The sequence below is a fragment of the Streptomyces sp. NPDC057486 genome (genome assembly GCF_042802415.1).
Lineage (GTDB): Bacteria > Actinomycetota > Actinomycetes > Streptomycetales > Streptomycetaceae > Streptomyces > Streptomyces yanii.
Window position 1 is genome coordinate 79,660 of sequence record NZ_JBHVEE010000007.1, and the last position, 18,963, is coordinate 98,622.

Annotated in this window: 22 protein-coding genes and 1 pseudogene; 16 read left to right on the top strand and 7 right to left on the bottom strand. The window is 70.0% G+C overall.

Annotated elements, in window-relative coordinates; all coding sequences use genetic code 11:
- Positions 1-71: 71 nt before the first annotated feature.
- Both ACFU6I_RS05860 and ACFU6I_RS05865 read right to left on the bottom strand, forming a co-directional pair.
- On the bottom strand, positions 72-839 hold the full coding sequence (locus ACFU6I_RS05860; protein ID WP_384362064.1) for an ABC transporter permease: 768 nt from the start codon (positions 837-839) through the stop codon (positions 72-74).
- On the bottom strand, positions 836-1,762 hold the full coding sequence (locus tag ACFU6I_RS05865) for an ABC transporter ATP-binding protein (RefSeq protein ID WP_384362066.1): 927 nt from the start codon (positions 1,760-1,762) through the stop codon (positions 836-838). The genes ACFU6I_RS05860 and ACFU6I_RS05865 overlap by 4 nt, the downstream gene beginning before the upstream one ends.
- Before the next feature lie 136 nt (positions 1,763-1,898).
- Between ACFU6I_RS05865 and ACFU6I_RS05870 the strand changes: the two genes are divergently transcribed.
- The 10 genes and pseudogenes from ACFU6I_RS05870 to ACFU6I_RS05915 all read left to right on the top strand — a co-directional run bounded on the left by ACFU6I_RS05870 (position 1,899) and on the right by ACFU6I_RS05915 (position 9,230).
- On the top strand, positions 1,899-2,639 hold the full coding sequence (locus ACFU6I_RS05870; RefSeq protein WP_384362069.1) for a helix-turn-helix transcriptional regulator: 741 nt from the start codon (positions 1,899-1,901) through the stop codon (positions 2,637-2,639).
- A complete protein-coding gene (sufB, locus tag ACFU6I_RS05875; RefSeq protein ID WP_384362072.1) occupies positions 2,636-4,057 on the top strand; it encodes a Fe-S cluster assembly protein SufB in 1,422 nt (473 codons plus the stop codon). Before ACFU6I_RS05870 ends, sufB begins: the two co-directional genes overlap by 4 nt.
- A gap of 58 nt (positions 4,058-4,115) precedes the next feature.
- Positions 4,116-5,297, top strand: a complete 1,182-nt coding sequence (gene sufD, locus ACFU6I_RS05880; protein WP_384362075.1) for a Fe-S cluster assembly protein SufD — start codon at positions 4,116-4,118, stop codon at positions 5,295-5,297.
- On the top strand, positions 5,297-5,614 hold the full coding sequence (locus tag ACFU6I_RS05885) for a bifunctional 3-phenylpropionate/cinnamic acid dioxygenase ferredoxin subunit (RefSeq protein ID WP_030919832.1): 318 nt from the start codon (positions 5,297-5,299) through the stop codon (positions 5,612-5,614). The genes sufD and ACFU6I_RS05885 overlap by 1 nt, the downstream gene beginning before the upstream one ends.
- A 7-nt stretch (positions 5,615-5,621) precedes the next feature.
- Complete coding sequence (gene sufC / locus ACFU6I_RS05890) at positions 5,622-6,386, top strand: Fe-S cluster assembly ATPase SufC (RefSeq protein ID WP_345514757.1); 765 nt, start codon at positions 5,622-5,624, stop codon at positions 6,384-6,386.
- A complete protein-coding gene (locus ACFU6I_RS05895) occupies positions 6,383-7,639 on the top strand; it encodes a cysteine desulfurase (RefSeq protein WP_345514758.1) in 1,257 nt (418 codons plus the stop codon). Before sufC ends, ACFU6I_RS05895 begins: the two co-directional genes overlap by 4 nt.
- A 10-nt stretch (positions 7,640-7,649) precedes the next feature.
- Positions 7,650-8,105 (top strand): Fe-S cluster assembly sulfur transfer protein SufU, encoded by a 456-nt coding sequence (gene sufU, locus ACFU6I_RS05900; RefSeq protein WP_323135909.1) that lies wholly within the window; start codon positions 7,650-7,652, stop codon positions 8,103-8,105.
- On the top strand, positions 8,102-8,440 hold the full coding sequence (locus ACFU6I_RS05905; RefSeq protein ID WP_266986967.1) for a metal-sulfur cluster assembly factor: 339 nt from the start codon (positions 8,102-8,104) through the stop codon (positions 8,438-8,440). The genes sufU and ACFU6I_RS05905 overlap by 4 nt, the downstream gene beginning before the upstream one ends.
- A gap of 69 nt (positions 8,441-8,509) precedes the next feature.
- Positions 8,510-8,818 (top strand): annotated as a pseudogene (locus tag ACFU6I_RS05910) (hypothetical protein); the annotation flags it as partial.
- Positions 8,819-8,864: 46 nt separating this feature from the next.
- Positions 8,865-9,230, top strand: coding sequence for a VOC family protein (locus ACFU6I_RS05915; RefSeq protein ID WP_384034112.1), 366 nt, complete (start codon positions 8,865-8,867; stop codon positions 9,228-9,230).
- 16 nt (positions 9,231-9,246) lie between these two features.
- Here ACFU6I_RS05915 and ACFU6I_RS05920 read toward each other — a convergent pair whose 3' ends face one another.
- Complete coding sequence (locus tag ACFU6I_RS05920) at positions 9,247-10,269, bottom strand: hypothetical protein (protein WP_384362078.1); 1,023 nt, start codon at positions 10,267-10,269, stop codon at positions 9,247-9,249.
- Positions 10,270-10,496: 227 nt separating this feature from the next.
- On the opposite strand from ACFU6I_RS05920, the gene ACFU6I_RS05925 reads away from it, so the two are divergent.
- Together ACFU6I_RS05925 and ACFU6I_RS05930 are read left to right on the top strand one after the other, a co-directional pair.
- A complete protein-coding gene (locus tag ACFU6I_RS05925) occupies positions 10,497-10,817 on the top strand; it encodes a multidrug efflux SMR transporter (protein WP_345514763.1) in 321 nt (106 codons plus the stop codon).
- Positions 10,817-11,353, top strand: a complete 537-nt coding sequence (locus ACFU6I_RS05930) for a TetR/AcrR family transcriptional regulator (RefSeq protein WP_384362081.1) — start codon at positions 10,817-10,819, stop codon at positions 11,351-11,353. The genes ACFU6I_RS05925 and ACFU6I_RS05930 overlap by 1 nt, the downstream gene beginning before the upstream one ends.
- A gap of 65 nt (positions 11,354-11,418) precedes the next feature.
- Here the strand turns inward: ACFU6I_RS05930 and ACFU6I_RS05935 are convergent, their stop codons facing one another.
- Positions 11,419-12,288, bottom strand: coding sequence for a winged helix-turn-helix transcriptional regulator (locus ACFU6I_RS05935; RefSeq protein WP_384362084.1), 870 nt, complete (start codon positions 12,286-12,288; stop codon positions 11,419-11,421).
- A 118-nt stretch (positions 12,289-12,406) separates the two neighbouring features.
- Between ACFU6I_RS05935 and ACFU6I_RS05940 the strand changes: the two genes are divergently transcribed.
- On the top strand, positions 12,407-13,642 hold the full coding sequence (locus ACFU6I_RS05940; RefSeq protein ID WP_384362087.1) for an MFS transporter: 1,236 nt from the start codon (positions 12,407-12,409) through the stop codon (positions 13,640-13,642).
- Positions 13,643-13,731: 89 nt separating this feature from the next.
- Positions 13,732-14,718 carry a 2,3,4,5-tetrahydropyridine-2,6-dicarboxylate N-succinyltransferase gene (dapD, locus tag ACFU6I_RS05945; protein ID WP_384362089.1) on the top strand — a complete coding sequence of 329 codons (987 nt, stop codon included), beginning with the start codon at positions 13,732-13,734 and terminating at the stop codon, positions 14,716-14,718.
- 216 nt (positions 14,719-14,934) lie between these two features.
- On the opposite strand, the gene dapA is transcribed toward dapD, so the two are convergent.
- Positions 14,935-15,867 (bottom strand): 4-hydroxy-tetrahydrodipicolinate synthase, encoded by a 933-nt coding sequence (gene dapA / locus ACFU6I_RS05950; protein WP_384362092.1) that lies wholly within the window; start codon positions 15,865-15,867, stop codon positions 14,935-14,937.
- A gap of 155 nt (positions 15,868-16,022) precedes the next feature.
- Between dapA and ACFU6I_RS05955 the strand changes: the two genes are divergently transcribed.
- The gene (locus tag ACFU6I_RS05955) at positions 16,023-16,724 is read left to right on the top strand and encodes a DUF4232 domain-containing protein (protein WP_384362095.1); all 702 of its coding nucleotides are present in this window, start codon (positions 16,023-16,025) and stop codon (positions 16,722-16,724) included.
- Positions 16,725-16,739: 15 nt separating this feature from the next.
- On the opposite strand, the gene ACFU6I_RS05960 is transcribed toward ACFU6I_RS05955, so the two are convergent.
- Positions 16,740-17,183, bottom strand: coding sequence for a GNAT family N-acetyltransferase (locus ACFU6I_RS05960; protein ID WP_384362223.1), 444 nt, complete (start codon positions 17,181-17,183; stop codon positions 16,740-16,742).
- A gap of 188 nt (positions 17,184-17,371) precedes the next feature.
- Positions 17,372-17,791, bottom strand: coding sequence for a hypothetical protein (locus tag ACFU6I_RS05965; RefSeq protein WP_384362098.1), 420 nt, complete (start codon positions 17,789-17,791; stop codon positions 17,372-17,374).
- Between the two features lie 171 nt (positions 17,792-17,962).
- Here ACFU6I_RS05965 and sigJ point away from each other — a divergent pair, with 171 nt between their 5' ends.
- Positions 17,963-18,916: an RNA polymerase sigma factor SigJ gene (gene sigJ, locus ACFU6I_RS05970; RefSeq protein WP_384362101.1), complete on the top strand. Its 954-nt coding sequence runs from the start codon at positions 17,963-17,965 to the stop codon at positions 18,914-18,916.
- Positions 18,917-18,963: the final 47 nt, after the last annotated feature.

Consider the following 18,963-nt stretch of genomic DNA (forward strand, 5'->3'; position numbering starts at 1 on the left):
GCGGCGGCTTGTGCAAGCTTTCACGAGGGGGACGAGTTACCTCGAAACGTCATGCCGCACGTCGTCGCGGGTCATTCCCAGCGGAAGAACTTTGCCGCCGCGCCCAGCCCGAGCACCGTCCAGACCGCGAGGATCCCGAGATCGCCCCATGGCATCCGGGCGCCGTGCTGGAGCACGTCCCGCAGCCCGTCGGACAGGGCCGCGATCGGCAGCAGCCCCAGTACGGACTGCGCCGCGTCCGGGAACTTGTCCAGCGGCACGACGACCCCGCCGCCGACCAGCAGCAGCAGAAAGACAAGGTTGGCGGCGGCGAGCGTCGCCTCCGCCTTCAGCGTCCCGGACATCAGCAGGCCGAGCCCGGAGAACGCGGCGGTGCCGAGCACGAGCAGCAGCAGGACGGCGAGCGGGTTGCCGTGCGGCGACCAGCCCAGCGCGAACGCGATCACCGTCAGCAGCACCACCTGCAGCACCTCGGTGACCAGTACCGCGAGGGTCTTCGCGGTCATCAGCCCCCAGCGGGGCAGTGGTGAGGCACCGAGGCGCTTGAGCACGCCGTACCGCCGCTCGAATCCCGTCGCGATGGCCTGGCCGGTGAAGGCGGTGGACATCACGGCGAGCGCGAGAATGCCCGGCGCCAGGAAGTCGACGGACCTGCCGGCGCCGGTGTCCACGATGTCGACGGCGCTGAACAGCACCAGCAGCAGCGTCGGAATGATCACCGTCAGGAGAAGCTGCTCGCCGTTGCGCAGCAGCATCCTCGTCTCCAGCGCGGTCTGCGCACCGATCATGCGGGGCAGCGGGGCGGCACCGGGCCGCGGGGCGTACGTACCGGCGCTCATGCGCGCAGCTCCTTGCCGGTCAGTTCCAGGAAGACGTCCTCCAGGGTGTGACGCTCGACGGAGATGCCATCGGGCATCACGCCGTGCTGCGCGCACCAGGAGGTGACGGTGGCCAGCAGCTGTGGGTCGACCTGGCCGGTGACGCGGTACGTACCGGAGGTGGGCTCGGCCACCTGCGAGCCGTCGGGCAGTGCCTTCAGCAGCGAGCCGAGGTCGAGACCGGGGCGGCCGGTGAAGCGCAGGGTGTTCTCCGCGCCGCTGCGGCACAGCAGTTCCGGGCTGCCCTGAGCGATGACCCGGCCCGCGTCGATGATGGCGACATCGTCGGCGAGCGCCTCGGCCTCGTCCATGAAGTGGGTGGTGAGGACGACCGACACGCCGTCGGCGCGCAGCTCCCGTACGAGATCCCAGGTGGAGCGGCGGGCCTGCGGGTCGAGGCCCGCGGTCGGCTCGTCCAGGAACACCAGCTCGGGACGGCCGACGACGGCCATCGCCAGGGCGAGGCGCTGCTGCTGGCCGCCGGAGAGCCGGCGGTACGTCGTCCGGCCGCAGCTGCCGAGGCCGAGACGCTCGATCAGCGCGTCGACGTCGAGCGGGTGGGCGTGCAGTTTCGCCATGTGGCGGAGCATCTCGTCGGCGCGCGCTCCGGAGTAGACGCCACCCGACTGCAGCATCACGCCGATCCGGGGGCGGAGCTCCGCGGCGTCGGCGACCGGGTCGAGGCCGAGGACGCGTACGGTCCCGGCGTCGGGGCGGCGGTAGCCCTCGCAGGTCTCGACGGTGGTGGTCTTGCCGGCGCCGTTGGGACCGAGGACGGCGGTGACCTCACCGGCGCGTATGTCCAGGTCGAGGCCGTCCACCGCGGTCTTGGCGCCGTACCGCTTCACCAGGCCACGGATCTGCACGACCGGCTCGTTCTTCATGGCCGGTAAGTCTAGGCAGCGACCGGGCGGGCGAGTCCCCCGGGGCCGGATTAGGTAACCCTTAGTGACGAACTCCACCGTTGATCGTTTCGGACCGTGGTTGTCAGGGCCGGAGGAATTACGCAACAATGGCGTTGTGAAATACCAGGGCGAGGCTCCGCAGGAGGAACTCGCGACCGGAGAGCGCTCGACGCGCAACCGGGTCGCGCGCTCCATCCTGGACCACGGCCCGTCCACCGTCGCCGACCTGGCGAAGCGCCTCGGGCTGACCCAGGCCGCCGTCCGCCGCCATCTCGACGCCCTCGTCTCCGACGGTGTCGTCGAGGCCCGCGAACAGCGGGTGTACGGGGCGCGGACCCGCGGCCGTCCGGCCAAGGTGTTCGCCCTGACCGACTGTGGCCGGGACGCCTTCGACCAGTCCTACGACAAGCTTGCCGCCGACGCTCTTCGCTGGATCGCCGAGACCGCGGGCGACGAAGCGGTCGTCGCCTTCGTCCGTGCCAGGGCCGCCGCGCAGTCGGTGGTCTATCGCGAGGCGATCGACGGGGCGGAGCCGGCGCAGCACACAGAGGCGCTGGCCAAGGCCTTGTCCGCCGACGGGTACGCTGCTACGGCGCGAAGCGCGCCAGGCCCGCAGCAGGGCGAGCAGCTGTGCCAGCACCACTGCCCGGTCGCCCATGTCGCCGAGCAGTTCCCGCAGCTGTGCGAGGCGGAGACGGAAATCTTCTCCAGCCTGCTCGGGACCCATGTGCAGCGTCTGGCCACCATCGCCCACGGCGACGGGGTGTGCACGACGTTCGTACCGCGCGGCGGACCCCCAACCGCACAGACCACCACATCAGCATCTGCAAGCACGGCCGGGAGGAACCCCGCATGACGCTCCCCACGGAGACTGCCCACCCTGAGCTCGAAGGTCTGGGTACGTACGAATTCGGCTGGGCCGACTCCGACGCGGCAGGCGCGGCGGCCAAGCGCGGCCTCTCCGAGGCTGTCGTACGTGACATCTCGGCGAAGAAGAACGAGCCCGAGTGGATGCTGAAGCTCCGCCTCAAGGGCCTGCGGCTGTTCGACAAGAAGCCCCTGCCGAACTGGGGCTCGGACCTGTCGGGCATCAACTTCGACAACATCAAGTACTTCGTGAGGTCCACCGAGAAGCAGGCGGAGTCCTGGGAGGACCTGCCCGAGGACATCAAGAACACGTACGACAAGCTCGGTATCCCGGAGGCGGAGAAGCAGCGCCTGGTCGCCGGTGTCGCCGCGCAGTACGAGTCCGAGGTCGTCTACCACCAGATCCGTGAGGACCTGGAGGAGCAGGGCGTCATCTTCCTCGACACGGACACCGCGCTGAAGGAGCACCCGGAGCTCTTCAAGGAGTACTTCGGCACCGTCATCCCGGTCGGCGACAACAAGTTCGCCTCGCTGAACTCGGCCGTGTGGTCCGGTGGCTCGTTCATCTACGTGCCGAAGGGTGTCCACGTCGACATCCCGCTGCAGGCCTACTTCCGTATCAACACGGAGAACATGGGCCAGTTCGAGCGGACGCTGATCATCGTCGACGAGGACGCCTACGTCCACTACGTCGAGGGCTGCACCGCGCCGATCTACTCCTCGGACTCGCTGCACTCCGCCGTCGTCGAGATCATCGTGAAGAAGGGCGGCCGCTGCCGCTACACGACGATCCAGAACTGGTCGAACAACGTCTACAACCTGGTCACCAAGCGCGCCGTGGCGTACGAGGGCGCGACCATGGAGTGGGTCGACGGCAACATCGGCTCCAAGGTCACCATGAAGTACCCGGCCGTCTACCTGATGGGCGAGCACGCCAAGGGCGAGACGCTCTCCATCGCCTTCGCGGGCGAGGGCCAGCACCAGGACGCCGGATCCAAGATGGTCCACATGGCGCCGAACACCTCCTCCAACATCGTCTCCAAGTCGGTGGCGCGAGGCGGCGGCCGTACCTCGTACCGCGGTCTGGTCGAGATTGGCGAGGGCGCCGCGGGCTCCAAGTCCAACGTGCTGTGCGACGCGCTCCTGGTCGACACGATCTCCCGCTCCGACACGTACCCGTACGTGGACGTCCGTGAGGACGACGTGTCCATGGGGCACGAGGCCACTGTCTCCAAGGTCTCCGAGGACCAGCTCTTCTACCTGATGAGCCGCGGTCTGACCGAGTTCGAGGCCATGGCCATGATCGTGCGCGGCTTCGTGGAGCCGATCGCACGCGAGCTGCCCATGGAGTACGCGCTTGAGCTCAACCGGCTGATCGAGCTGCAGATGGAGGGTTCGGTCGGCTAGCACAGCCTGATGACCGAATCCCCGACTTTTGACAGAGAAAGCGAGCACTACGACAGCCATGGCTGAGGCTCAGAACATTCCGGCGGGGTCCACCACCACCGGGTCCATCGCGGTGGCCGCCGAGTCGACCGTCGCCACGCGCATGAGCGCGCCCCCGTCCTTCGACGTCGCGGACTTCCCGGTCCCGCACGGCCGCGAGGAGGAGTGGCGGTTCACTCCGCTGGAGCGGCTGCGCGGGCTGCACGACGGCACGGCCGTCGCGACCGGTGGCGCCGTCAAGGTCGAGGTCGACGTCCCCGAGGGCGTCACCGTCGAGACCGTCGGTCGCGACGACGCGCGGCTCGGCAGGGCGGGCACCCCGGTGGACCGCATCGCCGCCCAGGCGTACTCGTCCTTCGAGGAGGCCTCGGTCATCACGGTCGCCAAGGAGGCCGTGCTCGCCGAGCCGATCCGGATCGCCGTGCACGGTGAGGGCGGTGTGGCCTACGCCCACCAGGTCATCGAGCTGGGAGCCTTCGCCGAGGCCGTGGTCGTCATCGACCACACCGGTGACGCGGTCGTCGCGGGCAACGTCGACTACGTCCTCGGTGACGGTGCGAAGCTGACCGTCGTCTCCGTCCAGGACTGGGACGACACCGCGGTCCACGCCGCTCAGCACAACGCGCTGATCGGCCGGGACGCCACCTTCAAGTCGATCGTCGTCACCTTCGGCGGCGACCTGGTCCGCCTCCACCCACGGGTCGCCTACGCGGGCACCGGCGGCGAGGCGGAGCTCTTCGGTCTGTACTTCACCGACAGGAGCCAGCACCAGGAGCACCGTCTCTTCGTCGACCACAACACCCCGCACTGCAAGTCCAACGCCGTCTACAAGGGCGCGCTCCAGGGCGACGGCGCGCACGCGGTGTGGATCGGTGACGTGCTCATCCAGGCCAAGGCCGAGGGCACCGACACCTACGAGATGAACCGCAACCTCGTCCTCACGGACGGCGCGCGGGTCGACTCGGTGCCGAACCTGGAGATCGAGACCGGCGAGATCGTCGGCGCCGGCCACGCCTCCGCGACCGGCCGCTTCGACGACGAGCAGCTCTTCTACCTGATGTCCCGCGGCATCCCGGCCGAGGAGGCCCGCCGGCTCGTCGTGCGCGGCTTCTTCGCCGAGCTGGTCCAGCAGATCGGTCTGCCGGACGTCGAAGCCCGTCTGCTCGACAAGATCGAGGCCGAGCTGAAGGCTTCCGTCTGATGGCCTTCGTCAAAGTCTGTGCGCTGAGCGAGCTGGAAGAGGACACCCCGAAGCGGGTGGAACTCGACGGAACGCCGGTCTCTCTCGTCCGTACCGAGGGCGAGGTGTTCGCGATCAACGACATCTGCTCGCACGCGAACGTCTCACTGTCCGAGGGAGAGGTCGAGGACTGCATGATCGAGTGCTGGCTGCACGGCTCCAGCTTCGACCTGCGCACCGGCAAGCCGTCCGGTCTTCCCGCGACGCGCCCCGTCCCCGTATACCCCGTCAAGATCGAAGGGGACGATGTGCTCGTCTCCGTCACCCAGGAGTCCTGAGTCACCCATGGCAACGCTTGAAATCCGCGACCTGCACGTCTCCGTCGAGGCCGACAACGCCACGAAGGAGATCCTCAAGGGCGTCGACCTGACCGTGAAGCAGGGCGAGACCCACGCCATCATGGGCCCCAACGGGTCCGGCAAGTCGACCCTCGCGTACTCGCTCGCAGGCCACCCCAAGTACACGATCACCAGCGGCACGGTGACCCTGGACGGCGAGGACGTCCTGGCGATGACCGTCGACGAGCGCGCTCGCGCCGGTCTCTTCCTGGCCATGCAGTACCCGGTCGAGGTCCCCGGTGTCTCGGTCTCCAACTTCCTGCGTACCTCCGCCACCGCCGTCCGCGGCGAGGCGCCCAAGCTGCGTACCTGGGTGAAGGAGGTCAAGGAGACGATGGCCGACCTCCAGATGGACCCCGCGTTCGCCGAGCGCAACGTCAACGAGGGCTTCTCCGGCGGTGAGAAGAAGCGCCACGAGATCCTTCAGCTGGAGCTCCTCAAGCCGAAGGTCGCGATCCTCGACGAGACCGACTCCGGCCTGGACGTCGACGCCCTGCGCGTCGTCTCCGAGGGCGTCAACCGGGTCCGCGAGACCGGCGAGGTCGGCACGCTGCTGATCACGCACTACACGCGGATCCTCCGTTACATCAAGCCCGACTTCGTGCACGTCTTCGCCAACGGCCGTATTGCCGAGTCCGGCGGCGCCGAGCTCGCCGACAAGCTGGAGAACGAGGGCTACGAGGCATATGTGAAGGGTGGCGCTTCCGCGTGACACAGCTGCCGGGCCTCCTCGACACCGAGGCGATCCGCAAGGACTTCCCCCTGCTGGATCGTACGGTCCACGACGGGAAGAAGATCGTCTACCTGGACAGTGCGGCGACTTCGCAGAAGCCGCGTCAGGTCCTCGACGCGCTCAGCGAGTACTACGAGCGGCACAACGCCAACGTCCACCGCGGCGTGTACACGATCGCCGAGGAGGCCACGGCGCTGTACGAAGGCGCCCGCGACAAGGTCGCCGCCTTCATCAACGCGCCGAGCCGCAACGAGGTGATCTTCACCAAGAACGCCTCGGAGTCGCTCAACCTCGTGGCCAACATGCTCGGCTGGGCCGACGAGCCCTACCGGGTGGACCACGAGACCGAGATCGTCACCACGGAGATGGAGCACCACTCCAACATCGTGCCGTGGCAGCTGCTCGCGCAGCGCACCGGTGCGAAGCTGAAGTGGTTCGGCATCACCGACGACGGCCGCCTCGACCTGTCCGACATAGATGAGATCATCACGGAGAAGACGAAGATCGTCTCCTTCACGCTGGTCTCCAACATCATGGGCACGATCAACCCGGTCGAGAAGATCATCCGCCGCGCCCAGCAGGTCGGCGCGCTGGTCTGTATCGACGCCTCGCAGGCCGCCCCGCACATGGTGCTCGACGTGCAGGCACTGCAGGCCGACTTCGTTGCCTTCACCGGCCACAAGATGGTCGGCCCGACCGGCATCGGCGTGCTCTGGGGACGGCAGGAGCTCCTGGAGGACCTGCCGCCGTTCCTCGGAGGCGGCGAGATGATCGAGACCGTGTCGATGCACTCGTCGACCTACGCCCCGGCGCCGCACAAGTTCGAGGCGGGTACGCCCCCGATCGCGCAGGCCGTCGGCCTCGGCGCGGCCGTGGACTACCTCTCGGCGATCGGCATGGACAAGATCTTCCAGCATGAGCACGCGATCACCGAGTACGCGGTGAAGCGCCTCCTGGAGGTCCCGGACCTGAGGATCATCGGCCCGTCCACCGCGGAGGATCGCGGCGCCACGATCTCCTTCACGCTCGGCGACATCCACCCGCACGACGTGGGCCAGGTCCTCGACGAGCAGGGCATCGCGGTCCGGGTCGGACACCACTGCGCACGGCCGGTCTGCCTGCGGTACGGAATTCCTGCGACGACGCGAGCGTCGTTCTATCTGTACTCCACGCCTGCCGAGGTCGACGCCCTGGTGGACGGTCTGGAGCACGTACGGAACTTCTTCGGCTGAGGGTTGACTGGTGAAGCTTGATTCGATGTACCAGGAAGTGATCCTGGACCACTACAAGCACCCCCACGGGCGCGGCCTGCGGGACGGCGACGCCGAGGTGCACCACGTCAACCCGACGTGCGGAGACGAGATCACGCTTCGGGTGAAGTACGACGGCGAGACCATCGCCGATGTGTCGTACGAGGGTCAGGGCTGTTCCATCAGCCAGGCCAGTGCCTCCGTGCTGAACGAGCTGCTGGTCGGCAAGGAGCTGGGCGAGGCTCAGAAGATCCAGGAGACCTTCCTGGAGCTGATGCAGTCGAAGGGTCAGCTCGAGCCGGACGACGCGATGGAGGAGGTGCTGGAGGACGCGGTCGCGTTCGCCGGTGTCTCGAAGTACCCGGCCCGGGTCAAGTGCGCGCTGCTGAGCTGGATGGCGTGGAAGGACGCGACGGCGAAAGCGCTGTCCGAAGGGAAGACGGCATGAGCGAGAACGAGACTCTTACCACCAAGCCGGCCTCCGAGGAGGAGGTCCGGGAGGCGCTGTACGACGTCGTCGACCCCGAGTTGGGCATCGACGTCGTCAACCTGGGCCTGATCTACGGCATCCACATCGACGACGCCAACATCGCCACCCTCGACATGACCCTGACGTCCGCGGCCTGCCCGCTGACCGATGTCATCGAGGACCAGGCGAAGTCCGCGACCGACGGCCTCGTCAACGAGCTGCGGATCAACTGGGTCTGGATGCCGCCGTGGGGCCCCGACAAGATCACGGACGACGGGCGCGAGCAGCTGCGCGCGCTCGGCTTCAACGTCTGATCCTCTGCGCTTCCGAACGGCCCCCGGCTCGAGCCGGGGGCCGTTCGGCGTTGTTCGTCCGCCGGTCGCACGCGCTGCCTCACCGGGTCCTCCGACGCCTCGGCCGCCGTCGAAGTCGGCGGCGGACGTGCACTGGTGGCCGACGACGAGTCCAACACGCTCCGGTTGTACAGCCGTTCGGCCGCGAGCACGGCGAGTGGTCAAGTGCCCGAGCGGATCGACGGGTTCAACTTCGAGGGACTGGAGTTCGCGCCCGGCTCGACCCCCACCGCGTACCTCGGCTTCCGGGCACCGCTCGTACCTCCGAGGGACGGCGGCAAGGCGCTGATCGTGCCCGTCACCGACTTCGGCACGGTGGCCGACAGCGGGGTGAAGGCCGTCATCGTGTGGCGAACGGCCATGACCGCCGGGCAGACTGGCGGGCATGGCCGTTTCCTTTTACTCCATCGTCGTCGACGCCCACGATCTGCCGTCGCAGGCCCGGTTCTGGTGCCGGGTGCTGGACTGGACGGTGCTTTTCGAGGCCGACGACGAAATCGTCATCGGCGCCGACAAGGACGCCGTGCCCGGCATCACCTTCGTCCCCGTACCCGAGGAGAAGGCGGTCAAGAACCGGCTGCACATCGATCTCGCCCCCGACGACCAGGCCGTGGAGGTCGCGCGCATCATCGGCCTCGGGGCCACCCGGCTGGACGTCGGCCAGGCGGCCGATGTGGGCTGGGTGGTGCTGGCGGACCCCGAGGGGAACGAGTTCTGCGTGCTGAGCCCGAAGAACTCGCTCATCGACTGAGCGGCGCGACCCGCGCTCACGGACCGAACTGCGGGGGCGCGGCGGCCGCTTCGGCGAGGACCGGGCCCAGGTTCTCGTTGCGCATCCGCCGGTCCACGTACAGCAGTCCGGTCACCAGCTGCGGGAACGTCGCCGAGACGAGCTGGCCGATCAGCTGGCCCAGCAGCATGGCCACCAGATAACCGCTCACGGCGACGATGACGGCCGCGACGCTCGGGTCGGAGTCCAGGTTCGCCGTGCTGGCCATGCCCGGGAACAGACCGAGGAACGAGAACGGTATCTGGATGATGTAGCTCCCCACGGCCGCCATGATCAGCGCCAGCAGCGAGATGCCGAAGATCCGCCACCAGTCGCCGCGTACCAGCTGCGAGGAGCGGCGCAGCGCCGAGATCGGGCTCTGTCCCTCGAAGACGACGGCGGAGGGGGCCAGGGAGAACTTCACCCAGAGCCAGGCCGCCAGCGGGAACGTCGCCAGGGCGCCGAGGAAGCCGAGCGAGATCAGCGCCGCGGCGCCGGACCCGGCATCCAGGCCGACGGCCGCGACGATGGCGGACACCATGGCGACCACCATGAAGACGAAGGGGATCAATGTGATCAGCCCGGTCAGGATCACCGTGCCGATGACCGCCGGTACGCGGGCCCAGGCCCGGCGCCAGATGATCCCGAACGTGGTCCGCCGCCCCAGGACAGCGTCCTGCAGGACCGCCGGTACGGTCGCGTACATCATGGCGGTGCCGATCATGAGCGATACGAGGGCGACCAGCCAGACGGCGCCGAAGGCGATCACCAGCGGGGCGATGTCCTCCGTGGGCGCGCTCTCCTCGGCGGAGAGCTCGACGACCCGGTGCAGATGGTCGCTGACCGCGGAGTACGCGATCGCGACCGCCGCGCCGACCACGACGACGGCCCCGCCGTACACGGCCGCGCCGATGCCGAAGAGCTGCTTCCAGTAGCGGCCCATCGTGGAGAACGCGCCGCCGAGGATGTCCCCGAGGCTCAGCGGCGCGAGCGGTATCACCCCTGGCTTCGGCGGCGGCATCCACCCGCCCCATCCCGGTGGTCCGGGGGGTCCTCCGTACGGCGCTCCTCCGTACGGCGGGCCCCCGGGTCCGCCGCCCCACCCTGCGTCCTGCGCCACTGCTGCTCCGTTGTGTCGGGGTCCATGTGCTGGTCGGGACACGGTAGCGCTCCTGGTGGGGCAGCGGATCCCTTCTGTGCGCCCGGGTATGTGTACGAGCGTACGCAACGATGCGTACACTCGTACACATGGGATACGGACTGCTGGCCGCGGCCATTGCGGCGGAGGTGGCCGGGACGACGGCCATGAAGTACAGCGAGGGCTTCACCCGGCTCTGGCCCTCGCTCATCACCGTCGTCGGCTATCTGCTCGCCTTCTCGCTGCTCGCGCAGACCCTGAAGACGCTGTCCATGGGTACCGCCTATGCCATCTGGGCCGGGATCGGCACGGCGGCGGTCGCCGCCATAGGGGTCCTCTTCATGGGCGAGTCCGGGAACCTGGTCAAGGTGGTGGGCATCGCGCTGATCATTGCCGGTGTGGTCGTGCTCAACCTGGGCGGAGCGCACTGATGGTCCGCCGGTACGACCCCGAGCGCCGCGGCCGCATCATCGATGCGGCGATCCGGGTGGTCGGCACCAAGGGCATCGCGGGGCTCAGTCACCGTTCCGTCGCCGCCGAGGCGGATGTGCCGCTCGGCTCGACGACGTATCACTTCGCCTCGCTCGACGAGCTCTTGGTCGCCGCGCTGCGCCGCTCGAACGAGAACTTCTCCCGGGCCGTGCGGGAGAGCGAGGCGCTCCTCGCCCCGGACGCGGATCTCGCCGAGGCGCTGGCCCGGCTGCTGGGGGAGTGGTTCTCCGGCGGGCGCGGGCGCCTGGAGCTGGAGTACGAGCTCTACCTGGCGGCGCTGCGCCGGCCCGTGCTGCAGCCGGTCGCCGCCGAGTGGACGGATGTCACCGCCGAGCTGTTGGCCGGGCGCACCGACCCGGCCACCGCGCGGGCACTGATCGCGCTGATGGACGGGATCTGTCTGCAGGTGCTGCTGACGGGCGGGACCTACGACGAGGCGTACGCGCGGGAGATGCTGGCGCGGATCATCGGCTGACAGTGTCGGCCGCCCCGGCGCCGACGGGTTCGGAGGTGGGGCGGCCCCGGGCGGGCGTCGGGATGTCAGCGGCGGACCGCCGCCAGGGCCGCCTGCACGCTCGCCGCGATGTCCGTGATCGGATACAGCGCCTCGCGGACTGTCCGGTCCCGGTCCACCACCAGGGTCAGCCGCTTCAGCCGGCTGACTCCCGCCGCCCGGAACGTCGGCAGTCGCAGCGCCGCCGCCAGTTCCATTTCCGCGTCGGACAGGAGCGGGAAGCGCAGCCCCTCCGCGTCCGCGAACGCCCGCTGCTCGTCGGGGCGTTGGGTGGAAACTCCGTGCACCGTCGCCCCCGCTGCGGTGAACTCGGCCAACTGGTCGCGGTACGTGCAGGATTCGAGGGTGCAGCCGCTCGCGCCCGGGATCTCGGCCCAGCCCGGCGGGTAGGCGTCCCGGCGGGCGTACGCGCCGGGGAAGCAGTACAGGACGGTGTGCGGGGTGTCGGCGACCGGGTCGCGCAACTCGCCGTCGTGGTCGAGGAGTTGAAGCTCCGGCAGGCGGGTGCCCACCAGGGCGTGGACCCGCGCCGCCTCCTTGGACGTCTCCGTGGCCGTCGCCATCGTCTCCCCGTCTCCCATCACCCAGGTGTCGCCCCAGTCCTGGAGCGCGATCAGTACCGGCAGCAGCGCGCGGCCGCGCGGGGTGAGCCGGTACTCGTACCGCACCGGGCGGTCCTGGTACGGATCCCGGGACAGTACGCCCGCGTCCACCAGCAGCCGCAGCCGCTCGGTGAGCACCTTGCGGGACATGCCCAGCTCGTGCTGGAGCGCGTCGAAGCGGTGCACCCCGCGCGCGGTGTCGCGCACGATCAGCAGGGTCCACCAGTCGCCGACGACATCGAGGGCCTGGGCGATCGCGCAGTCGGCGTCGGACAGGCTGGTGCGCTGCGGCATGACTTCGTCTTCTTCCGTTCTTGCCCGTGTCGAGGCCGCCCCTTACCGGATTGACCTGCCGACTGCATGCTGCCATAGTCCGTTCCCAAAAGGAACTCACTGGGGGAGGGTGCTGCCGATGAGGATCTTCGGGATGGTGCGGGACGTACCACGGACGGTACGGCTGCTGGCCTTGGGAGGCTTCCTCAACGGAGTCGTCAGCTTCACCTTCGTCTATCTCTTCGTCTACTTGACCGGACCGCGCGGACTCACCGTGCCGCAGGCCGGAGTGATCGCGGGCATCGGCGGCATCGGTCTGGTCGCCGGCAACTTCACCGGCGGCTGGTTCGGCGACCACTACGGTCACCGCCGGATGCTCCTGACGGGCGCGCTGGTGAGCGGCGCGGCGCTCGTCACCTTGCCGGTCCTGCCGGTCGCGGCGATGTACGGGGTTCTGCCGCTCGCCCAGTACGCGGCAGGCGTCGTACGTGCCGCCAACGCGGCCCTCGTCGCCGTCTCCGTCCCCGAGGGCGGCAGGCGCCAGAGCTTCGCCCTGATGCGCGCCGGGAGCAACGCCGCCTTCGCCGTCGGCCCACCGCTCGGCGCACTGATCGCCGCCCACTTCTCGTACGGCCCGCTGTTCGTCGCCGACGGTCTCGGGACACTGCTCTTCGCCGCGTACGCATCGAAGGTGCTCCCGGCCCGCGGCACCGTACACACCCGGCCGGCGTACGACCCCGGCGCACCAGGGCTCTGGCGGGAGCTGCGGGTCAGACCCGCGGTGCCGGTGCTGCTCGCCGCGATCCTCTGTGTCGATTTCGTCTACCGGCAGCAGTACTCCACCCTGCCCGTGTTCCTCGCCGATCACGGCCGCAGCGCCCAGTTCTACGGGTGGCTGCTCGCCATCAACGGCGGCGTCATCCTCTGCCTCGAACTCCCGGTGGCGCACGCGCTGCGCCGACGGGCCCCGCTGAGCATCGTGGGTGCCGGGCTGCTGCTGGTGGGGCTGGGATTCGCGGCACTGATCCCGGGGGCCGGTGTGCTGTTCGCCGTCACCATGATGGTGTCGCTGACCGCCGGCGAGGTCCTGTACAAGTCCACCGCCACGGCGTACGTCGCCGACCAGGCACCCAGCCATGTGCAGGGCCGCTTCCAGAGCCTGTACGCGGGGGCGTCCATCAGCGGCCAGGTGCTGGCCCCGCCGCTCGGCGGCGCACTCTACGCGGCCGCGCCCGATCTGCTCTGGCCGGTGTGCGCGGTCCTGGCCGGCTGTGCGGGGGCGGCGGTGCTGGCGGCGCGGCGGCTGCGGGGGCCGGTGCGAGAGGTGGCCCCGGCGCGGACCCCGGTGCCCGAGCGGCAGGCGCAGCCCGGCTGACCGGGTGGTCGGGGCGGGTGGGGCCCCGCCGCGACCATCCGGCGAGACCGGTTGGCTCCGGCGGGGCCCGGCCGGTTAGGTTTCGTGTCATGACCGACACGACTTCCCGCACCACCGGCGCCGTCGCCGCCGGCCTCGCCACCATCGCCGGCGACGGTTCCGTTCTCGACACCTGGTTCCCCGCACCCGAGCTCTCCGCCGAGCCCGGCCCGGCCGGAACCGAGCGGCTCGCCCCCGACCAGGCCGTGAACCTCCTCGGCGAGGGCGCGGCCAAGGCCGTCGGCGTGGACGCCCGCCGCGGTGTCGAGGTCGTCGCCGTGCGCACGGTCATCGCCTCGCTCGACGACAAGCCGCTCGACGCCCACGACGCGTACCTGCGCCTGCACCTCCTCTCGCACCGTCTCGTCCAGCCGCACGGCCAGAACCTGGACGGCGTCTTCGGCCTCCTGACCAACGTCGCCTGGACGTCGCTCGGTCCGGTCGCCGTCGACGACCTGGAGAAGGTGCGGCTGAACGCCCGCGCCGACGGCCTGCACCTCCAGGTCACCTCGGTCGACAAGTTCCCCCGGATGACGGACTACGTCGCCCCGAAGGGCGTCCGGATCGCTGACGCCGACCGGGTCAGGCTCGGGGCGCACCTCGCCGCCGGTACGACGGTCATGCACGAGGGCTTCGTCAACTTCAACGCCGGCACGCTCGGCACGTCGATGATCGAGGGCCGCATCTCCGCGGGCGTCGTCGTCGGCAACGGCTCCGACATCGGTGGCGGTGCCTCGACGATGGGCACCCTCTCCGGCGGCGGCAAGGAGCGCATCGTCATCGGTGAGCGCTGCCTGATCGGCGCCGAGGCGGGCGTCGGGATCGCGCTCGGCGACGAGTGTGTCGTCGAAGCGGGGCTGTACGTCACCGCGGGTACGCGCATCACCCTGCCGGACGGCCAGATCGTCAAGGCGCGGGAGCTCTCCGGCGCCTCGAACATCCTCTTCCGCCGCAACTCGGTCACCGGCGCCGTCGAGGCCCGCCCGAACAACGCGGTGTGGGGCGGCCTCAACGAGGTCCTGCACAGCCACAACTAGGGCGTGTGTCGGAAGTCCCGCCTGCCCCGCGACGCCCGGCACGGCACCTCGCTGCGTTGTCGCATCACCCGAGTACGTCCGGTACGAGGGCGATCCTCCGCCTTGCGATGCACCGCACCGGACGCCGCGAGCTTCCCGGCGAACCTTTCCGGTCGCAGCACCAGTGCCCCTCGCGACCGCGCCGGATATCGCTCCTCATGGGGCGGACATTGCCGGTCACGGCACTGAGAGGAGCTGGGCGGAGCTCACACTCGTAGCGGCGAGGAGTTCCTCGTACGCCTTCCGCAGCCCGTCGGCCGCCTCGCGCCCGGCGGGCTGCAGCGGTTCCCGGACCGGTCCGGCGCCGAGCAGTGCCTTGGCCGTCACGGTGCCGGGCAGCCCGGACGACATCATCAACTCGGCCAGCGGAATGGTCAGCCGGTTGAGCCGGGCCGCCCCGGCGGTGTCCCCGGCGTCGAAAGCGTCCAGGACCGCCCGCAGCTGCCGGGGCGCCACATTGGCGACCGTACTCACATAGCCTGCCGCGCCCACCGCGTACAGCGGCAGGTTGAGCTCCTCGCAGCCCGAGTAGTACGAGAGCGAGCCGGCCCCGATCACCTTTGTCGAGCCGAGCAGGTCGTACGCGCAGTCCTTCACTGCCACGATGCGCGGATGGTCCGCGAGCCGCAGCAGGGTCTCCGGCTCGATGCGGGTGCCGGTGCGGCCGGGGATGTCGTACAGCATCAGCGGAATGCCGGTCGCGTCGGCGACCCGCCGGAAGTGTGCCTCGACGGCGGGCTGCGGCGGTCTGCTGTAGTAGGGCGTCACGACCAACAGGCCGTCCGCGCCTGCCCGTTCGGCCTGTCGGGCCAGCTCGACGGTGTGCCGGGTGTCCGCACTGCCGACCCCGGCGACCAGCGGCACACCGTCGCCGACCGCCGCGCGGACCGTGCGCAGCAGCGCGGTCTTCTCGGCGTCGGTGGTGGTCGGGGATTCACCGGTGGTGCCGCTGAGTACCAGGCCGTCGCAGCCGTCGGCGACGAGACCGGCGGCGTGGGTGCCGGCGGCGTCCAGGTCCAGCTCGCCGTCGGAGGTGAACGGCGTGATCATGGCGCAGAGGGCGCGGCCGAACGGGGCTGCGGGGGTTGCAGGGGCTCCAGGGACTGTCATGTCCGAAGTGTGCGCCGCCCCGACCGTGAAGGTCCACTTAGTTCTGCTTGAGGTGATGGGGAAGCAATGCTCAACCGTCGGCGGGGGCCCGGGAGCGCGGTCTGGCATGATCGAACGCCTATGCGGCAGGCCGATGCGGGGGCGGGTGCACGAGTATGCGAGGACCGGCGGGCACGAGGACGGGCACCGGAGCACGGGGAGGGGTGGTGGCCGCCTGCCTCGCCGGGGCGCTGGCGCTGACCCTGTCGGGATGCGCCGGATTTCTCGTCCCGGCGGGCGAGGGCGAGCCGGAGCCGACTCCGAGCACCTCGTACACGCCGGATGTGCACGCGGACCAGCTGGATCCGTCCGACCTGGCCGTCGCCCCGTCCGCCGACCGGCCGCCCGCGGGGGACGTGTCCGGTTCCGCACCCACCCCGAGCGCCGTCGCCACCGGCGACTGCCCGTCCTCCGGCGTCGTCGTGGACATGGGTGAGGTGCAAGCGGCGCTGGGCCACCGGGCCGTGTCGCTCACCCTCACCAACTGTGGCAGCAAGCCGTTCCGGGTGGACGGCTACCCGTCCGTGCGGGCTCTCGACGACGAAGGTGATCCGCTGCCGGTTCCGGTGAACCCCGGCTCCTCGTACATGGGGACCGACCGCGGGCCGAAGGAGGTCATGCTGAAGCCGGGGAAGACGCTGAACGCGCTGCTCGCCTGGGTGTCCACCCCGACCGGCGGCGACCTCATCGAGGGCGACGCGCTGGAGATCGCACCGGCCCCGGGGCTGGAGGCGCGCACGTTCCCGCTGGAGGGGAGTGACGTACGGCTGCTCGACGAGCTGAACATGACCGCCTGGCGCGCCGTTTCGCCCCCGTAGTGCCCCGGGCGGGGATCAGAGGGCGAGCTTGAAGCCTTCGTGGCTGCGGGCGAAGCCCAGCGACTCGTAGAACCGGTGCGCGTCCGTGCGCCGCTTGTTGCTGGTCAGCTGCACCAGCCCGCACCCCCGCAGGCGGGCCCGGTCGACGGCCTGCTTCATCAGCTCCCGACCCAGCCCGCCGCCCCGCCGGTCCGCCCTGATCCTCACCGCCTCGACCAGCGCCCGCTCCTCGCCGTGCTTGCCGAGCCCCGGTATGTACGTCACCTGCAGGCAGCCGAGCACGGTGTCTCCGTCCACCAGCACCAGCATCTCGTTGCGCGGGTCGCTCTCGATGGCGGCGAAGGCGTTCTCGTACGCGTCGTCGACCACGACCGAGGCCGGGTCGACGACCTGCTCCTCGTCGGCGAGGAGCGCGAGGACGGCGGGCAGGTCGGGGCGGGTGGCGACGCGAAGGATCACGACCAGGAGTCTGGCACGTGCGCCGGAGAGGTCGGTGGCCGGATACCGGTGCGGCCGCCCGACCTTGCGCGAGGCCATCGATGTCCTCGCCGCTCTCGCGCCCACGCCGGAGCAGGTCATGAAGGCCACGCGGCAGAAGGTGTATCCGATCTGTGGATGGTCGGCGGTGGCGACGGTGGTTCGCGCTGCTACGACGACCGGGTGCCTGGGCGCTGCGACAAGCGGGCGAACAGCACCTGGCCCAGCGCCAGCACGCTCAGGCCGAACATCAGGACGCCCAGGGGGACATGGAGCGACGGCACGTGCGCGATGCCCAGCACCACCTGTACCGAAGCGAGCACGAGGAAGCCGGACGCGTACAGGATGGGGCGGGGCGTCCCGCCGCCCGGCCGCCACGCCAGGACCGCGGCGAGCACGTACAACATCGATGCGGCGTACATCACGCGCGCTCCGGCGCTGTGCAGTTCCTCGCCGTAGGACGAGGACAGCAGCAGCCCGGCGGTGACCGCCTGGAAGAAGACGGCCAAGGTCTGCAGGCCGATCGCGACCTGCAGGAACGTGAGGCTGCGCTGCTCCGCAGTCGTCTCTGCTGTCGTCCGGGTGGCCATGACGCGGTCCCCTTTTCTGCCTCGCGGCGGTGGATCGGTAGTGTCTCGACAGTCCGACGACGTGGGACCGCGAAATGTGAGGCGAAGGGCCGACCTCACCGTCGCGTGCGGTGTTCCGCCGAAGTGGCGAAAGCGGAAACGAACGAGAAGAACCAGGGAGCGGCCGCCACCATGAGCACCCCGTCCGAGCCAGGGAATGATCGGTCCGAGCCGGGCCCGAGCGCGATCGTCGGCGAGCGGCGCCAGCTGATCAATCTCGCCTACCGGCTGCTCGGTTCGCTGGCCGAGGCCGAGGACGCCGTGCAGGAGACCTACGCGCGCTGGTACGCGATGTCGCGGCAACAGCAGGAGGCCATCGAGTCGCCCGGCGCCTGGCTGACGACGGTGGCCGGCCGCATCTGCCTGGACCTGCTCGGCTCCGCGCGGGTCAGGCGCGAGCGCTACGTCGGCGAATGGATACCCGAGCCGCTGCCCGACCGTGCGGAGTGGATCAGCGGGCCGGCGGGCGGCGGCAGGGCCGAGCCGGCCGACCCCGCCGACCGGGTCACCCTGGACGAGTCGGTGAACATGGCCTTCCTCGTCGTACTGGAGTCGATGACGCCGGCCGAACGCGTGGCGTTCATCCTGCACGACGTCTTCCGGTACCCCTTCGCCGAGGTCGCCGAGATCGTCGGCCGGACGCCGGCTGCCTGTCGACAGCTGGCGTCCTCGGCCCGTCGACGCATTCGCGCCGCGCAGGCTCCGGCGGTTCCGACGGCCGGGCAGGCCGGTCTGGTGCGGCATTTCAAGGAGGCGTGGGAGGCCAGGGACATCGGAGCCCTCGTCGACCTCCTCGACCCGGACGCCACGATGATCGCCGACGGCGGCGGACTGGTCGGCGCCGCCCTCCGCCCGGTCGAGGGCAGCGAACGCATCGCCCAGTACTTGATCCACATCGCCGGCAAAGCCCCTGGGCTGACGCTCCTGGAGCGGACGGTCAACGGCCGGCCCGGCCTGGTCGCCCAGCACGCCGGCGTCTCCGTGACCGTGGCGGCGTTCGACCTCACCGCCGGCCGTATCACTCGCATCTGGGCGATCCGCAACCCGGAGAAGCTCCGTCTGTGGACCGAGAACCGGCAGAGCTGACCCGACGCCACGAATCCGATCACGCGGTACGCGCCGACAGAGGGCGA

What these genes read in the sequence shown, in the direction of transcription:
- ACFU6I_RS05860 (WP_384362064.1), bottom strand. Translation starts at nt 839, where the DNA reads ATGAGCGCCGGTACGTACGCCCCGCGGCCCGGTGCCGCCCCGCTGCCC.
- ACFU6I_RS05865 (WP_384362066.1), bottom strand. Translation starts at nt 1,762, where the DNA reads ATGAAGAACGAGCCGGTCGTGCAGATCCGTGGCCTGGTGAAGCGGTAC.
- sufB (WP_384362072.1), top strand. Translation starts at nt 2,636, where the DNA reads ATGACGCTCCCCACGGAGACTGCCCACCCTGAGCTCGAAGGTCTGGGT.
- sufD (WP_384362075.1), top strand. Translation starts at nt 4,116, where the DNA reads ATGGCTGAGGCTCAGAACATTCCGGCGGGGTCCACCACCACCGGGTCC.
- ACFU6I_RS05885 (WP_030919832.1), top strand. Translation starts at nt 5,297, where the DNA reads ATGGCCTTCGTCAAAGTCTGTGCGCTGAGCGAGCTGGAAGAGGACACC.
- sufC (WP_345514757.1), top strand. Translation starts at nt 5,622, where the DNA reads ATGGCAACGCTTGAAATCCGCGACCTGCACGTCTCCGTCGAGGCCGAC.
- ACFU6I_RS05905 (WP_266986967.1), top strand. Translation starts at nt 8,102, where the DNA reads ATGAGCGAGAACGAGACTCTTACCACCAAGCCGGCCTCCGAGGAGGAG.
- ACFU6I_RS05915 (WP_384034112.1), top strand. Translation starts at nt 8,865, where the DNA reads ATGGCCGTTTCCTTTTACTCCATCGTCGTCGACGCCCACGATCTGCCG.
- ACFU6I_RS05920 (WP_384362078.1), bottom strand. Translation starts at nt 10,269, where the DNA reads ATGCCGCCGCCGAAGCCAGGGGTGATACCGCTCGCGCCGCTGAGCCTC.
- ACFU6I_RS05925 (WP_345514763.1), top strand. Translation starts at nt 10,497, where the DNA reads ATGGGATACGGACTGCTGGCCGCGGCCATTGCGGCGGAGGTGGCCGGG.
- ACFU6I_RS05930 (WP_384362081.1), top strand. Translation starts at nt 10,817, where the DNA reads ATGGTCCGCCGGTACGACCCCGAGCGCCGCGGCCGCATCATCGATGCG.
- ACFU6I_RS05935 (WP_384362084.1), bottom strand. Translation starts at nt 12,288, where the DNA reads ATGCCGCAGCGCACCAGCCTGTCCGACGCCGACTGCGCGATCGCCCAG.
- ACFU6I_RS05940 (WP_384362087.1), top strand. Translation starts at nt 12,407, where the DNA reads ATGAGGATCTTCGGGATGGTGCGGGACGTACCACGGACGGTACGGCTG.
- dapD (WP_384362089.1), top strand. Translation starts at nt 13,732, where the DNA reads ATGACCGACACGACTTCCCGCACCACCGGCGCCGTCGCCGCCGGCCTC.
- dapA (WP_384362092.1), bottom strand. Translation starts at nt 15,867, where the DNA reads ATGACAGTCCCTGGAGCCCCTGCAACCCCCGCAGCCCCGTTCGGCCGC.
- ACFU6I_RS05955 (WP_384362095.1), top strand. Translation starts at nt 16,023, where the DNA reads ATGCGAGGACCGGCGGGCACGAGGACGGGCACCGGAGCACGGGGAGGG.
- ACFU6I_RS05965 (WP_384362098.1), bottom strand. Translation starts at nt 17,791, where the DNA reads ATGGCCACCCGGACGACAGCAGAGACGACTGCGGAGCAGCGCAGCCTC.
- sigJ (WP_384362101.1), top strand. Translation starts at nt 17,963, where the DNA reads ATGAGCACCCCGTCCGAGCCAGGGAATGATCGGTCCGAGCCGGGCCCG.